Origin of the sequence: Micromonospora sp. NPDC051141 (genome assembly GCF_044455765.1) — a bacterium.
GTDB lineage: Bacteria > Actinomycetota > Actinomycetes > Mycobacteriales > Micromonosporaceae > Micromonospora.
In genome coordinates this window covers 87159-101581 of sequence record NZ_JBITFD010000014.1, presented here as the reverse complement: position 1 = coordinate 101581, position 14423 = coordinate 87159, and the positions used below count along the sequence as shown (strand labels likewise).

At 72.6% G+C, this 14423-nt stretch carries 14 protein-coding genes, 1 pseudogene and 2 riboswitches; of the genes and pseudogenes, 11 read left to right on the top strand and 4 right to left on the bottom strand.

The genetic code is table 11. From position 1 onward, the window contains the following. Positions 1-2: 2 nt before the first annotated feature. From ACIA6B_RS24795 to ACIA6B_RS24755, 9 genes are all read left to right on the top strand, one after another. Complete coding sequence (locus ACIA6B_RS24795; RefSeq protein ID WP_396776760.1) at positions 3-1058, top strand: peptidase; 1056 nt, start codon at positions 3-5, stop codon at positions 1056-1058. 34 nt (positions 1059-1092) lie between these two features. After that, on the top strand, positions 1093-1578 hold the full coding sequence (locus ACIA6B_RS24790; protein ID WP_396776758.1) for a hypothetical protein: 486 nt from the start codon (positions 1093-1095) through the stop codon (positions 1576-1578). 74 nt (positions 1579-1652) lie between these two features. Then, positions 1653-1801, top strand: a riboswitch (cobalamin riboswitch). Positions 1802-1938: 137 nt separating this feature from the next. Continuing rightward, the gene (locus ACIA6B_RS24785) at positions 1939-3411 is read left to right on the top strand and encodes a cell wall anchor protein (protein ID WP_396776755.1); all 1473 of its coding nucleotides are present in this window, start codon (positions 1939-1941) and stop codon (positions 3409-3411) included. Next, on the top strand, positions 3408-4337 hold the full coding sequence (locus ACIA6B_RS24780; protein WP_396776753.1) for a hypothetical protein: 930 nt from the start codon (positions 3408-3410) through the stop codon (positions 4335-4337). The genes ACIA6B_RS24785 and ACIA6B_RS24780 overlap by 4 nt, the downstream gene beginning before the upstream one ends. Continuing rightward, a complete protein-coding gene (locus ACIA6B_RS24775) occupies positions 4330-5565 on the top strand; it encodes a CbiQ family ECF transporter T component (RefSeq protein ID WP_396776751.1) in 1236 nt (411 codons plus the stop codon). The genes ACIA6B_RS24780 and ACIA6B_RS24775 overlap by 8 nt, the downstream gene beginning before the upstream one ends. Continuing rightward, on the top strand, positions 5562-7217 hold the full coding sequence (locus ACIA6B_RS24770) for an ABC transporter ATP-binding protein (RefSeq protein ID WP_396776749.1): 1656 nt from the start codon (positions 5562-5564) through the stop codon (positions 7215-7217). Before ACIA6B_RS24775 ends, ACIA6B_RS24770 begins: the two co-directional genes overlap by 4 nt. Further along, positions 7214-8110 (top strand): ECF transporter S component, encoded by an 897-nt coding sequence (locus ACIA6B_RS24765; RefSeq protein ID WP_396776747.1) that lies wholly within the window; start codon positions 7214-7216, stop codon positions 8108-8110. Before ACIA6B_RS24770 ends, ACIA6B_RS24765 begins: the two co-directional genes overlap by 4 nt. Before the next feature lie 62 nt (positions 8111-8172). Next, positions 8173-8320: riboswitch (cobalamin riboswitch) on the top strand. 206 nt (positions 8321-8526) lie between these two features. Further along, positions 8527-8973: an acyl-CoA thioesterase gene (locus ACIA6B_RS24760; RefSeq protein ID WP_396776944.1), complete on the top strand. Its 447-nt coding sequence runs from the start codon at positions 8527-8529 to the stop codon at positions 8971-8973. Between the two features lie 3 nt (positions 8974-8976). Further along, complete coding sequence (locus ACIA6B_RS24755; RefSeq protein WP_396776745.1) at positions 8977-9600, top strand: LysE family translocator; 624 nt, start codon at positions 8977-8979, stop codon at positions 9598-9600. A gap of 93 nt (positions 9601-9693) precedes the next feature. Here ACIA6B_RS24755 and ACIA6B_RS24750 read toward each other — a convergent pair whose 3' ends face one another. Both ACIA6B_RS24750 and ACIA6B_RS24745 read right to left on the bottom strand, forming a co-directional pair. Beyond that, positions 9694-9963: a superoxide dismutase gene (locus ACIA6B_RS24750; protein WP_396776744.1), complete on the bottom strand. Its 270-nt coding sequence runs from the start codon at positions 9961-9963 to the stop codon at positions 9694-9696. Positions 9964-9970: 7 nt separating this feature from the next. Beyond that, positions 9971-10585, bottom strand: coding sequence for a superoxide dismutase (locus ACIA6B_RS24745; protein ID WP_396776742.1), 615 nt, complete (start codon positions 10583-10585; stop codon positions 9971-9973). 521 nt (positions 10586-11106) lie between these two features. Between ACIA6B_RS24745 and xerC the strand changes: the two genes are divergently transcribed. Next, positions 11107-12000, top strand: coding sequence for a tyrosine recombinase XerC (gene xerC / locus ACIA6B_RS24740; RefSeq protein ID WP_396776740.1), 894 nt, complete (start codon positions 11107-11109; stop codon positions 11998-12000). Between the two features lie 416 nt (positions 12001-12416). Here the strand turns inward: xerC and ACIA6B_RS24735 are convergent. After that, positions 12417-12569: pseudogene (locus ACIA6B_RS24735) on the bottom strand (ArsR/SmtB family transcription factor); the annotation flags it as partial. Here ACIA6B_RS24735 and ACIA6B_RS24730 point away from each other — a divergent pair. Further along, on the top strand, positions 12547-12780 hold the full coding sequence (locus ACIA6B_RS24730; protein ID WP_396776738.1) for an NAD(P)-binding protein: 234 nt from the start codon (positions 12547-12549) through the stop codon (positions 12778-12780). The pseudogene ACIA6B_RS24735 and the gene ACIA6B_RS24730 overlap by 23 nt on opposite strands. Positions 12781-13173: 393 nt before the next feature. On the opposite strand, the gene ACIA6B_RS24725 is transcribed toward ACIA6B_RS24730, so the two are convergent. Further along, entirely contained in the window at positions 13174-14388 is a 1215-nt protein-coding gene (locus ACIA6B_RS24725; protein WP_396776736.1) for a DUF6907 domain-containing protein, read from the bottom strand. Between the last annotated feature and the right edge of the window lie 35 nt (positions 14389-14423).

The window sequence follows — 14423 nt, the reverse complement described above, 5'->3', positions numbered from 1 at the left end:
CGATGGTCGTCCGCCTGAGCCGGCATCCCCTGCTCGCCCTGTTCTGCGGCGTACTCGCCGCCCTCACCCTCGCCGCCCCCGCATCCGCCGTGACCGGACGGGTAGCCGCCGTCCCCGGCCCGAACCGGCCGGAGGCCGCCGCCGGGTGGCTGGCCCGGCAACTCGTCGACGGAGAACGCTTCGAGGTGGTCTTCGACGGCGTCGCGTACCCGGACCAGGGGCTGACCCTGGACGCGGTGTTCGCCTTCGCCGCCGCCGGTGTCGCCGACGACTCCGCCGCGCGGGCCCTGGCCTGGGTCACCCGACCCGACGTCCGGGACGGTTACCTCGGCGACGGCGCCGCCGAGGCGTACGCCGGGGCGACCGCCAAGCTGGCCCTCGCCGTCGAGGTCCGCAGCGGGAACCCGACCGACGTCGGCGGGGTCGACCTGATCGCCCGGTTGCGGTCGCTCCAGGCGCCCACCGGGCGATTCTCCGACCGGTCGGCCTACGGCGACTACAGCAACGCCTTCAGCCAGTCCTTCGCCCTACTCGCCCTGGATCGCACCTCGCAGGGTGCGCCACCGGTAGCGGCTGCATGGCTGGCCGGCACCCGGTGTCCCGACGGGGGCTACCCGGTGCTGCCCGCCCAACCGACGTGCCACTCCGATGTGGACGCTACCGCCCTGGTTGTGCAGGCGCTGCGGGCCACCGGCCGCCGAGCCGACGCCGCCGCCGGGTTGCGCTGGCTGGTCTCGGTGCAGCGACCCGACGGTGGCTTCGCCAATGCGGACGGCGTCCCGAACGCCAACAGCACCGGCCTCGCCGCGCAGGCACTGCGCGCCGCCGGCCGGCCGCTGGCCTGGGCCCGGGCGCACCGGTTCCTGGCCGGGCTGCAGGTCGGTTGCGCGTCGACGCCAGACCGGCGGGGCGCGGTCGACTTCGACGGCGGCGCGTTCGACCCGGACACCGCCGCCCGCGCCACCGCCCAGGCCGTCCTCGGCCTCACCGGCACCGGCTACGCCGACCTGTCGGCCGCCGGCGCCGCCCCCGGCGCACCCGTCCTCGCCTGCCCGTAAGCGCCCTGCCATCCGACCACCTTCAGGAGGATCCGTGTCCCTTCGTCCATCCACCATCCGGGCCCGGCTCGCCGGTCTGCTGACCGCCGCGCTGGCCGCCGTCGCCCTGACCGCCGTCGAGCCCGCGCCGCAGGCCGCGCAGGCCGCGGCCTGCACCGGCACCTCGGGGGTCACCGTCGTCGTCGACTACGCCGCCCTCGGCGGCGGCATCCAGGTCGGCTGTGCTCCCGGCGACCCGGCGACCGGGATCGCTGCTCTGCAGGGTGCCGGGTTCACGGTCACCGGCACCCAGCGCTGGGGGCTGGCGTTCGTCTGTCGGATCAACGGCAAGCCGACCGCCGCGACGGACCCGTGCGTCAACACCCCACCGGCCACCGCCTACTGGTCGTACTGGCATGCGCCGCACGGCGGCCCCTGGTCCTACAGCTCCTCCGGCGCGGCCAGCTACAACCCCGCCCCGGGCAGCGTTGAGGGCTGGTCGTTCGGCGCCGGCGCCGCACCGGGCATCACCGCCCCCTGATGAGCCGCGCCAGGGCGGTGACCGGCATCGCAGCGGGTCCCGGTCACCGCCCTGGCGCCGGACGGCGTCCGGGCGGTACGGTGACCGCACCCGGTGTACGCCGGGGACACAACTGCATACGTCCCGTGTGGGGGGAAGCCGGTAGAAGCCGGCGCTGACCCGCAACCGTGAGCGAGAGCCTTCTCGCGAGCCGGAACGCCTCGCCTGGGACGAGCGGCTTCCACTGTCGAGGTCTACAGGGTGAAGTCCGGGCCGCCGAGGTCCGATTCCACCCCGCTCACCGCAGTTCGCGGAGCGGGGTGTCGTTTGTCTCGGATGCTTTCCGGAGTTCTCACCGACCGCTCCGCGAAAGGCACCCTTATGCCCCTGTCCCCACCCTGGCGACTCGGCACCGGCCTTGCCGCCACCACGGCGGCGGCCCTGGCCACGCTCACCGTACCCATGACCGTGCTGGCCGCGCCCGCCACGGCTGACGCCGCCGCCGCGCGGGACGCCGCTACCTGGCTGGGCGGCAACTTCACCGACGGGATCCTGCCCGGACCGTTCGGCGGCCCGGACTGGGGCCTGACCATCGACGGGCTCGTCGCATTGTCCGCCACTGGCGTGGACACGCCCACCCGCCAGGCCGCCACGGCGCAGGTCGCGGCACACGTGCGCGCCTACAACAGCTACGACGAGTGGGGCATCGAGGGCTTCACCGACGGCGGCGCCACCGCGAAGCTGCTCTACGCTGCTTCCGCTGCCGGCGCCGACCCCACCGACTTCGGCGGGTACGACCTGCGCGCCGAAACCCTGTCGCTGATCTCCGCAGCGGACGCCGGTAACCAGCGGGGTCGGATCACCAGCCGGGTCACCGCCGACAGCGGACCGGACGCCAGCAACACCTTCGACCAGTCCTTCGCCGTGTTGGGCCTGGCCCGCAGCGGTGACGTCCCGCAGGACACCGTCGACTTCCTCATCCGGCAGCAGTGCGCGGCGGGCGGCTTCCGGCTCTACCCGGACACCGCGGACGGACCGTCACCGTCCTGCGACGAACAACCCGGCGCCACCCTCGACGTCGACTCCACCGCGATGGCCGTGCAGGCGCTGCTGAGCGCCGCTGACGACGGCGCCACCGGGGCGGCCGGGGCGGCGCGCAAGGGAGCCGACTGGCTGGTCGCCCAGCAGCACACCGACGGTTCCTTCGGCGGGTCGGGGCCGACGACCGGCGCGAACTCCAACAGCACCGGCCTGGCCGGGCAGGCCCTCGCCGCCGCCGGACGCGACACCGAGGCCGGCCGCGCCGTCGCCGCGCTGACCCCGCTGCAGCTGACCGGCGCGAACGGCGGCAAGGCCACCGCCGACGCGGGTGCCATCGCCTACAGCACCGAGGGTTTCACGACCGCCGTCGCGGCTGGGATCGCGGACACCGACCGGGACCAGTGGCGCCGGGCCACCGCCCAGGCGCTGCTCGGGCTCGCGCAGGTGCCGCTCGGCCGCATCGGCGTCGACCTGCCGCCGTCCTCGCCCGGACCCACCCCGTCCGGCACGGCCTCGCCCACCGCCTCCCCCACCGGATCACCGACCCCGACCACCAGCGCCACCGCCACCCCGACCGCCACCGTCGACCCGAGCCCCAGCGACACCGTGAGCCCTCCGGCGGCGACCCCGTCGGCCACCACACCGAGCACGCCGCCGGCGGCGACCGCCGCGCCGAGTGCGACACCTCCCGCGCCGGGGCTGGCCGGGCTGCCGACCACCGGCCCGGCGATCGCCGGCTACGTGCTGGTCGCGGTCCTGATGCTCGGTGGCGGCGTGCTGCTGCTGGTGCTCGGCCGCAGGCGGGCGACATGACGGCCCGGTACGCGCGGGCCGGCCTGGTCCTCGCTCTGGCGGCGGTGAGCACCCTGACCGCGCCGGCTGCTGCGGCGGCAGCCGCCGGGTCGGCCGGCTACTGTCCGGACGCCTCCGGGGTCACCGTGGTGGTGGATTTCAACGAACTCGGCGGCGGCACGGTGATCCGCTGCGCACGCGGCGACCAGGGCACCGGCCTCGCGGCTCTGAAGAACGCCGGCTTCCAGATCACTGGCACCCTGCGCTGGGGCGAGGGATTCATCTGCCGTATCGAGGGCAAACCGTCGGCAGCCGCGGAGAAGTGCGTCGACACGCCTCCGGCCAGCGCCTACTGGTCGTACTGGCACGCCTCGAACGGGGGCAGCTGGACCTACAGCGACAAGGGTGTGGCCAACCGCAGACCACCGGGTGGAAGCTTCGAGGGCTGGTCGTTCTCGCTCAACCGCAACGCCAACGACGCGCCCCGGCCCGGCGCCGCCCCGAAGCGACCCGCACCACCGGCTCCGCCCCCACCGCCGCCGCCAGCCACAGGCGGTGGCGGACCGGCGGCGCCCCCACCGGCCACCGGTGGCGGACCGGTCGCACCGCCCGCGCAGGGTGGCAGCGGGGCCGTACCGCCCGCGCCGGGCGGCCAGCCCGGCGCGGCCGGACCGACCGTCGGCGCTACCGGGATCCCCACCCCTACGAGTACGGCCACCGGCGCCCTGCTGCCGACGCCGAGCCAGGTCAGCAGCGCCCCGACCGGTGGTGCCACCGGCGTCACGTCGTCGGAGGCATCCGGCCCGGAGCTGACCGACGTCTCCGCGCCCCGCGGTGGTGGAGGTCCACCGGTCGGCACGATCGCCGGGATGACTTTGCTCGTTCTGCTGGCCGGCGGCGGCCTGATCGCCGCCCGGCGGCGGCGTACCGCCGAACCGGATGCCTGACCGGTCCGCCGGCGGGAATCGCCCAGATCCGGCTCCCGGTGCCGGCCGGTGGCGGTCGGGGTGGTCGGCGGGGCGGCTGCCCCGCGGGCTGCACCCGGGCGCGTGGTGGCTGTGGGCGCTCGGCCTGGCCACGGCGGCCAGCCACACCACCAACCCGCTGGCGCTGGGCCTGCTCGTCGCGGCCGCCGCGATGGTGGTCGCCCGGCGGCGCGGCGACGCCCCGTGGGCCCTGGCGTTCCGGATGTACCTGTGGCTGGCCGCGATCGTCGTGGGCATGCGGGTGGTGTTCCGGATCGTGTTCGGCGGCGGCCAGGGCGACCACGTGCTGGTCCGCCTGCCGGAGATCCCGCTGCCGGCCTGGGCGGCGGGCATCCGGCTGCTCGGGCCGGTCGCCGCCGAACAGGTCCTCGGCGGCTTCTACGACGGGCTGCGGCTGGCCACCATGCTGGTCTGCCTCGGCGCCGCGAACGCCCTGGCCAACCCGAAACGGCTACTCAAGGCCGTACCCGGCGCTTTGTACGCCGTCGGCACGGCCGTGGTGGTGGCGCTGTCCGTCGCCCCGCAACTGGTCGAGAGCGTGCTGCGGGTGCGCCGGGCACGACGACTACGGGGCGCCTCCGGACGCGGGATGCGGGCCCTGCGCGGGATCGCCCTGCCGGTGCTGGCCGACGCCCTGGACCGGTCCCTGGCCCTCGCTGCGGCGATGGACTCCCGCGGCTACGGCCGCACCGCCGCGGTGCCGGCCGGGCAGCGCACCGCCACCGGTGCGCTGGTGCTCGGCGGACTGATCGGCGTCTGCGCCGGCACCTACGGCCTGCTCGACGGCACGGGCGCGGGCTTCCTGGGTCTGCCGATGCTGCTGGTCGGGCTGGCCACCGCCGTGACCGGGATGCTGTTGGCCGGCCGTCGGGTCCGCCGCAGCCGCTACCGGCCGGACCGCTGGCGACCCGCGGAACTGGTGGTGGCCGGCTGCGGCGTGGCCACCGCCGCCCTGATGACGCTGGCCGGATCGGTCGATCCGGACCTGCTCTACCCGCCGGTCAGTCCGCTCGGTTGGCCGCAACTGACCCCGCTGATGCTGCTCGCCGTCGCGGCCGCCGCGGCACCGGCCTGGCTGGCGCCCCCGCCTCCGGTGGCCCGGACAACCCAGGCCACGACCGGCCCGACGGACACCACAGCCAAGCCGACCCGAACCAGTATCCCCGCACCGGCGGGAGGCCGCACGTGATCGAGTTCGACCGGGTCACCGTCCGCTACACCGACGACGACCCGCCCCCACTACGCGACGTGTCCATCCGCGTCGAGGAGGGGGAATTGTGCCTGGTCGCCGGCCGCACCGGAGCCGGCAAGTCGACCCTGCTGCGCGCGATCAACGGGCTGGTGCCGCACTTCACCGGCGGCACCCTGCACGGCACCGTCACCGTGGCCGGCCGGGACACCCGCCGGCACCCGCCGCGCGACCTCGCCGACGTCGTCGGCGTGGTCGGCCAGGACCCGCTGGCCGGCTTCGTCACCGACACCGTCGAGGAGGAACTGGCGTACGGGATGGAGCAGCTGGCGCTGTCGCCGGCGGTCATGCGTAAACGGGTCGAGGAAACCCTCGACCTGCTCGGCATCGCCGAACTGCGCGACCGGCCACTGCGGACCCTGTCCGGTGGACAACAGCAGCGGGTCGCCATCGGCGCCGTGCTCACCGCCCACCCACGAGTCCTGGTCCTCGACGAACCCACCTCCGCGCTGGATCCCACCGCCGCTGAGGACGTCCTGGCCACCATCACCCGGCTGGTGCACGACCTCGGCGTCACCGTGGTCCTCGCCGAGCACCGGCTGGAACGCGTCGTGCAGTACGCCGACCGGCTGCTCTACCTGCCCGGCGACGGCCACGTGCGCGACGGCCAGCCGGCCGACGTGCTCGCCGGGATCGACCTGGCGCCACCGCTGATCGAGCTGGGTCGGCTCGCCGGTTGGACCCCGCTGCCGCTGTCGGTGCGTGACGCCCGCCGACGGGCCGCCGAGCTGCGTCAGCGTCTCGCCGACGCGGTCCCCGCCACGCCGCCGGTCCCCGTCACCTCTCCGGTGCTGACCGCACGCAAGATCGTCGTGAGGTATCCGGGAACGGTGGCTGTGGCCGGCGTTGACCTCGACCTGCATCCTGGTCGGGTTGTCGCGCTCATGGGCCGCAACGGGTCCGGCAAGTCCAGCCTGCTGTGGGCGGTGCAGAGCAGCGGCCCCCGCCACAGTGGCACCGTTGCCGTCACCGTCTCCGGCCCCGACGGCCACGGCGCCGGTGTCCACGGCACCGTCGACCCGAAGGCGCTACCGGCCGGGAAGGCCCGCCGGTACGTCGGCCTGGTGCCGCAAAGCCCGGCGGACCTGCTCTACCTGGAGACGGTGGACGCCGAATGCGACCAGGCCGACCGGGAGAGCGACGCACCCACCGGCACCTGCCGAACCCTCCTCGACCAGCTCGTCCCCGACCTGCCCGGCGACCGGCACCCCCGCGACCTGTCCGAGGGACAACGACTGGCCCTCGCGCTGTCCGTCCAGCTCACCGCCGCCCCACCGGTGATCCTGCTCGACGAACCCACCCGCGGCCTGGACTACCACGCCAAGAAACAGTTCGGCACGCTCATACGGCAGCTGACCGCCGCCGGCCGGAGCGTGGTGCTGGCCACCCACGACGTCGAACTCGTCGCGACAATGGCCGACCAGGTGATCGTGATGGCCGACGGGGAGATCGTCGCCGAGGGCAGCACCGCGGAGGTCATGCTCGCCTCACCGGCCTTCGCGCCCCAGGTCGCCAAGGTCCTCGCACCGCAACCGTGGCTGACCGTGGACCAGGTGGCCACCGCGCTTCGCCCTGCCGGAGCGCCGACATGAGCGTGCTGCGGGTCGCGCCGCGCACCGCCGTGGTGCTGACGCTCGCCTCGGCCGCCGCGCTGGCCACCTTCACCTGGCCGTTCTTCGTCCCCGCGCAGCCCGAGACCACCGCCCGCACCGGTGAGGCGCCGCTGGTCTTCGTCATCATGCTGCCGGTGCTCGTGGCGCTCGTCCTGGCCGAACTCAGCTCCGGCGGCATCGACAGCAAAGCCCTGGCGATGCTCGGCGTGCTCGCCGCCGTCAACGCCGCGCTGCGTCCCCTCGGCGCCGGTACCGCCGGCATCGAAACCGTCTTCTTCCTGCTCGTCCTCGCCGGCCGGGTCTTCGGCCCCGGCTTCGGGTTCCTGCTCGGCTCCACCTCGCTGTTCGCCTCCGCCCTACTCACCGCCGGGGTCGGACCGTGGCTGCCGTTCCAGATGCTGTGCGCCTCGTGGATCGGCCTCGGCGCCGGACTGCTGCCGTCCCGACTGCGCGGCCGGGCCGAAACCGCCGTGCTCGCCGGATACGGGGCGCTCGCCGCCTACGGCTACGGCCTGCTGATGAACCTGTGGTTCTGGCCGTTCAGCACCGGCGCGGACACCCAACTGTCCTACCTGCCGGGCGCCCCGGTGCTGGAGAACCTGCACCGCCTGGCCGTGTTCAGCGCCGTCACCTCCACCTTCGGCTGGGACACCGGCCGGGCAATCACCACCGCCGTGGCGATCATCCTCGCCGGCCCTGCCGTGCTCGCCGCGCTACGCCGCGCCGCCCGGAAGGCGGCCTTCGGCGCACCGATCACCTTCGCCGCACCCGAGCCGCTCCCGGTAAAGCCCGTCGCACCCGACCCGCAAACGGGCGTTCACGGCGCCCAGGGAGATACCTCACACCAGCCCTCGCGACCACCCCAGCCATGACCGGCGGCGGGATACGCTGCCGGACGGCGCTGGTTCGCCCGGCCAGACCCGGCCGAGTGTCGTAAGAGGGAACCCGGTGGAAATCCGGGACTGCCCCGCAGCGGTGAGTGGGAACGACCGCCGTCAACGAAGCACTGGGTTTCACCGCCTGGGAAGCGACGGCCAGTAGGAGACCGGCGACCCCGGCCACGCCCACGAGTCCGAAGACCTGCCCGCGCCGCGCACACAACCGTCTGCGCTGCCGTCGGCTCCGCGGGAGGGCTGCACGGGTGGCACGCCGCGCCGGACGCGGTTGGCCCCCGCCAGCGTACTCACGGCCCCGGCGGTGTGGCCCCGAGGGACGGACTACCACCGTGCACGACACCACCATCGCCGGCCGGGCGCCGTCGGCGTCGCACCTGACGCTGTCGCAGATCATGGACCAGCACCACACCAACCTGATGGGCACGGTCCATGGCGGCCGGATCCTCAACCTCATCGACTCCGTCGCCGGTGTAGTCGCCGCCCGGCACTCCGACGGACCGGCCGTCACCGCCGCCATCGACGAGACCGCCTTCCTGCGCGCGGTACGCGTCGGCGACGTCGTCCACGTCGACGCCCGGATCACCTGGGCCGGCCGCAGTTCCATGGAGGTCGCGGTCAAGGTCACCGCCGACCGGTGGGACCGGGCCGTACCCCCCGTCGACGTGGCCACCGCCCACCTGGTCATGGTCGCCATCGACGACGACGGCCAAACCCGGACCGTCCCACCGCTGCTGCCCCAGACCGACGGCGACCGGCGCCGCTACCGCGAGGCGCAGATCCGCCGACAGCACAGACTCGCCCTGCGCCAGGCACTACTCGACGGCGCCGGGGAGGGCTGAAACATGCTCGGACTGTCCACAGCGACGCTCGCCGGCTACCTCGCCGCGATCGTCGTCCTCATGGTCACCCCCGGCCCGGACATGATGTTCGTCCTGGCCAACGCCACCCGCTACGGCACCCGAGCCGGGATGGTCGCCGCGCTCGGCGTCGCCGCCGGGGAGACCGTGCACGTCACGGCGGTCGTCGGCGGCCTCGCCACCGTGATCTCGGCTTCGCCGCTGCTGTTCACCGCCATCCGATGGGCCGGCGCGGCATACCTGATCATCCTCGGCGTGCGGACGCTACGCAGCGCCCACAATTCCAGCGCCACCGCAGCGCGGTCCGACGACCGGGACGGGCGGGCGTTCCTGCGCGGACTGGTGACCAACCTGCTCAATCCGAAAATGATCCTGTTCAGCGTGGCGTTCCTGCCCCAGTTCGTCCACCCGGGAGCGGGGAACACCACCGCGCAGCTGATCCTGCTCGGTGCGCTCTTCGTGGCCGTGCAACTCGCCGTCGACATCGCGCTGGGCGCCGGCGCCGGGCGGCTCGCCGGCCGGCTGGCCAGTGGCCGCTGGTCGCGCCGGATCAACCGGGTATGTGCCGTGGCGTTCGTCGCGCTCGGACTACGGCTGGCGACCGGCTGACACCCCGACCCGCCCGACGACGCGATCCTGGCGCTTCGCCCCGGCCGTGTAAGGCCGGGGCGGGACGCTCCTCCGCGCGCGGAGGAGCCGACCTCAGGGTCTCTCGGATGGTCGGTCGTCCGCGGTCGCGGCGACCAGCAGGGACAACTCTCGCATCAGGTCGTCCATGGACTGGCCGCTGCCGGCCCGCACAAGGCCGAGGGCCAGATCGGCAAGCAGATAGAAGCCGAGCGTGCGGGCCCGCTCGCCGGGGAACGCGGCGAGGAGTTCCTCGGCGCCGTCAAGGTCACCGCGGTGCTTCGCGGCGATAACCCCGGCGGCGCGTTGGACCAGTTCGGCCGCGGCGGGGGTGGCTGCGGTCACGCCGGGATCACATCGTCGGGCTGGTGGCGCGGGCGGCGCCGAACCGGGCGGTCACGTCGGCCCAGTTGACCAGGTTCCACAGCCGGTCGACGTAGTCGGGGCGCACATTCTTGTACTGCAGGTAGTAGGCGTGCTCCCAGGCGTCGAAGACCAGCAGCGGGGTGGTGCCCTGCCCGACGTTGCCGTGGTGGTCGTACACCTGCTCGACGATCAGCCGCCGGCCGAGCGGTTCCCAGGCGAGGACACCCCAGCCGGAGCCCTGCACGCCCTTGGTAGCGGCGGACAGTTGCCCCGCGAACGCGTCGAAGGAGCCGAAGTGCTCGTCGATCGCCGCAGCGAGCTCGCCGTCGGGCCGGTCACCGCCGTCCGGGGACAGGTTGCCCCAGAAGATCGAGTGCAGCACATGCCCGGACAGGTTGAACGCGAAGGTCTTCTCCAAGCCGACCAGCGTGCCGAAGTCGCCCTTGGCGCGGGCCTCGGCGAGCTGGTCGAGACCGTCGTTGGCGCCCTTGACGTACGCGGCGTGGTGCTTGCTGTGATGCAGCTCCAGGATCTGCCCGGACATGGCCGGCTCCAGGGCACCGTAGTCGTAGGGCATGTCGGGCAGCGTGTAGAGGCCCATCGGCAAGTCCTCGCCTCGTCATCGTCGGGTGAAGGGCGGGTGGGCGCCATGGCGGTGGTTCGGATCATCGCAATGCCACAGCCCCACCCACTGCTGCCATCCTTACGCAGTTGCATATCGTTGGCAACAAGCACGGCGACGTGGTCAACGGCCACCGCGTCGGGAGCGGGATAGCCGGAAGGCGCAGGTAGCGAGCAACGGGCGACAAGCCCGCACCGCAAGTGGGCCGACATCGATGGAATCGTGACTCCAGCGAAGGGACGCGGCCATGGCGACCTCAGGTGTGATCTTCAAACGGTGCGGCTGCCGCGACGGCCACCGACGGCGACTGGAACAGTCCTGCCCTCGGCTGTCCGAGCGCGGGCACGGCAACTGGTACTTCCACTGCTCCGCCCCCCAACCTGCTCGGCCGCTCCGAGCGGATCCGCCGCGGCGGCTACCCGTCGCAGGCCGCCGCCCGCCGTGCCCGCGACGAGTGGCTGACCACGACCAAAGCGGACCGGACCGCGCAGAGCTGGACCGTGGAACGGTGGCTGCGGCACTGGCTCGACAACCGCACCAAGATCCGACCCACCACCCGCTTCCACTACACCCGCGACGTGGAGAACATCCTCATCCCCTACCTCGGCCGTTACCGGCTGGCCGACCTCGACGCCCGGCACCTACGCACCGTGTTCGCCCAGATTGCCGCCACGACCAACAGCAAGGGCCGACCACAGTCGGCCTCCGCGATGCAGCACCTACGCACCACCCTGCGGGCCGCGCTCAACCTCGCCGTCCGCGAAGAATTGATCGAGTGCAACCCGGCCCGGCACATCGAGATCGCCGGCTACCAGCAGCCCCACGCGAAGGTGTGGACCGACGCCCGCGTCGAGTCCTGGGAACAGACCGGCGCCCGACCGGCCGTGGCGGTCTGGACCGCCGATCACCTGGCCGAGTTCCTCGGTACGGTCACCGATGACTCGCTGTTCGCGTTCTGGTGGCTCACCGCCCTACGCGGCCTGCGCCGCGGCGAGATGTGCGGCCTACGGTGGACCGACATCGACCTCGACCACGGCGTGCTCACCATCGAACGCAACCGCACCACCGCCGGCTACGCCATCGTCGAAGGCGACCCGAAGACCCCGGCCGGCCGACGGTCGATCGCCCTGGACAAACGCACCGTCCAGGTCCTGCGGGCGCATCGCCGCCGCCAGCTTGACCAGAAAGCCGAGGCCGCCGACGAGGGCGCTCCCTGGACCGACACTGGCTATGTATTCATCCGCGCCGACGGCCTGCCGATCAACCCGAACTACGCCACGACCCGGTTCCGTAAGCTCGTCCAGCGCGCCGGGCTACCCCCGGTGCGGCCAGTGAGGTCAGTTGCTCCAGCGGGGGGAAATAGCACACCGGGAGACCGGGCGCGCGGGTGTTGAGGTCGGCCAGGCGGCGAAGCTTGTAGGGCAGATCCGGCGGCTGCACCTTCTTGTCCCGGGCCTGCTTGCTGACCACCACGCAGGCAGCCTGCAGCCTGGCGAGTTCGTCGAGCAGTTCCGCGTCGTCCATCCACATCGCGCAGCCCAGCAACGTCGCCCCAGGTCCGTGGTGTTGGTCCCACCGCCGCTGCCGGTGCTCTCGAAAGTCCCGGATTCCCTGTACCAGGCCAGCCAGCACGTCCCGACCGAAGAATGCCTGATTTCCGGCCGGGCCGACGTCGAGCGCACGGTCGTACCACTGCCTGAATTCCGGCTGCGCTTTCTCGTCCCCCATGACGGCAGGTTAGAACCTTCGCGCCTGCGGCCCGAGCGCCGCCGGGTCAGGAGGCGTTGGCAGCGGTCTTCCGTGGCGTCGGTCAGCGGGTCTTCTTCGTCGCTCGCTTGCGAGGCGGGGTCAGCAGGTCGGCGATCGTGGCGATGGCGGACGGCACGAGGGGGTAGTAGGCCCAGACGCCCCGCTTGTCACACTCGAGCAGGCCAGCCTCGGTGAGGATCCGCAGGTGGTGGCTCCGTGAGTTCGTGTACGGGCCCACGCTTCTGCCGTCTCGGCTTGATGATCTATGGATCGAGGTGTCGTGCGTGCCCGGGTCGTGTGATGTGGTGGTCGTCGGGAGTGGGCAGGCGGGCTTGGCTGCCGGTTACTACCTGCGCCGCGCCGATCTGAATTTCGACATCCTCGACGCCCAGCCGCAGCCGGGTGACGCGTGGCCGCATGGCTGAGAGTCGTTGCGGTTGTTCTCCCTGCGGAGTACAGCCCGCTGTCGGGGCGGGGCATGCCGCGGCAGGAGGGTGCGGAGTTCCGAACGCCGGGGCACGTCGTGGACTGTCTGCGGGCCTACGAGCAGCGCTACGACCTTCCGGTGGTCCGGCCGGTCCTGGCTCAGGAGATGCGGCGAGCCGGGGAGCGCCTGACGGTGCAGACCGGCGCCGCGGAGTGGCTAGCCCGGCATGTCATTTCGGCCGCCGGGACGTGGGATTGCCCTCCGTGCCCGACATCCCGGGGCCGTGCGGAGTTCGCCGGCCGGCATCTGCACACGGTGCACCACCCGTCCGCTGGATGAGTGGCCCGGACCTCGTTGCGCAGGTCCGGACCACTCCACATCCTCGCTCCGGTCAGGCTTCGACTGCGGTGTTGTTGTGGGCAGCGCGGGATGCGGCGATCAGTGACGCGCCGAGGTTCGCCGCTTTCTGAGGGGTGAGCCGGATCGTCGTGCGGTCCCAGCAGCCCGGCAGCAGCGACGCGGCCAGGTTCCGGACCGCGTTGTGGTTCATCCCGTCGAGCTTGGTCATGTCGGTGGGGCGCTGTTCCGGGTTGTCGATGGCCAGCGTCACTGATGGCGGCTCGTCGTACCCGTCGGGGGAGTTAAACGCCTGAAGGTCGACCGTCGCTACCTTGATGTCCTTGGCACATTCGTGGTGCTGGCCGTACACGGCGGCCACGTGCCGGTCGTGCAGGCGGACGCCGTCTTCGGTAAGGCACTGTCCACCGCACCACACCGGGCACTGCGGCTCGGCCGGCTTGGCGGGTGGAAGCAGGTAGCCGGCGTGCGACCACATCGCGAAGTCCACCATCGCGTCCAGCGCCTGCTCCTCGGTGCAGTTCAACCGCACAGCCTGCTCAGTGACGCTCAGGCCCTGCTGGGTAAGTCGCTCGGCGACCACGCCGCGGAGCACACTGATCTTCTGCTCGGCCGTCAGGCCCTCGTCTTGGACCACCAGATCGGCCACGTTCTGGTCGAGGCGCGGCCGGTGTGGCCTCGGCGCTGGACCGGCCAATCCGGCCTCAACCAGCTGGTTGTCCGCATCGCGCGCCATGGCCACAACTCGTCCCACCGCCGTCCGCACCTGCTCAGCCTCGTCCAGCGTGAGCCGCAACGCTGCCGTCGCGCCCTCGATCACGAACTTCACTACCGGCTCGACCGCGTCGGTGTGCTGCTCCAGGTCGACCTCCAGTCCTGGCGGCCGGTACGTCCCATCGCTGCATGACTCGCCGGCAGTACTCACCGAGCTGTGTAGCGACAACAGCACAGGGGGCGAGTCGTCTGGCCAGTGAATGCGATCCTCGAGATGGTCGCCGTCCTGGTGCGTCGCGACACACCAGGACGGACACGCCCGCCTCAGCCAGTACGGCCGGTGCGATCGGCGAGCTTCCATGACCGCCCTCCTAATGGAGGTGGCGAGATAGCTGGCGTCGGCCAGACTGAGCGGATCCGGAGCGGACACGACCAACTCCGCTGGGGTGCTCTCCTCGGGCTGGTCAAGGTGCTCCAGTGAGAAGATCTCCACCGCCATCCCGCCGACCTCACCCTTGTGGGTCTCCATCACCATCCGGGAGTGCCCCCGGGCCCGGTCGCCCGGACTAT

What these genes read in the sequence shown, in the direction of transcription:
- ACIA6B_RS24795 (WP_396776760.1), top strand. Translation starts at nt 3, where the DNA reads ATGGTCGTCCGCCTGAGCCGGCATCCCCTGCTCGCCCTGTTCTGCGGC.
- ACIA6B_RS24785 (WP_396776755.1), top strand. Translation starts at nt 1,939, where the DNA reads ATGCCCCTGTCCCCACCCTGGCGACTCGGCACCGGCCTTGCCGCCACC.
- ACIA6B_RS24780 (WP_396776753.1), top strand. Translation starts at nt 3,408, where the DNA reads ATGACGGCCCGGTACGCGCGGGCCGGCCTGGTCCTCGCTCTGGCGGCG.
- ACIA6B_RS24775 (WP_396776751.1), top strand. Translation starts at nt 4,330, where the DNA reads ATGCCTGACCGGTCCGCCGGCGGGAATCGCCCAGATCCGGCTCCCGGT.
- ACIA6B_RS24765 (WP_396776747.1), top strand. Translation starts at nt 7,214, where the DNA reads ATGAGCGTGCTGCGGGTCGCGCCGCGCACCGCCGTGGTGCTGACGCTC.
- ACIA6B_RS24760 (WP_396776944.1), top strand. Translation starts at nt 8,527, where the DNA reads ATGGACCAGCACCACACCAACCTGATGGGCACGGTCCATGGCGGCCGG.
- ACIA6B_RS24755 (WP_396776745.1), top strand. Translation starts at nt 8,977, where the DNA reads ATGCTCGGACTGTCCACAGCGACGCTCGCCGGCTACCTCGCCGCGATC.
- ACIA6B_RS24745 (WP_396776742.1), bottom strand. Translation starts at nt 10,585, where the DNA reads ATGGGCCTCTACACGCTGCCCGACATGCCCTACGACTACGGTGCCCTG.
- ACIA6B_RS24725 (WP_396776736.1), bottom strand. Translation starts at nt 14,388, where the DNA reads ATGGTGATGGAGACCCACAAGGGTGAGGTCGGCGGGATGGCGGTGGAG.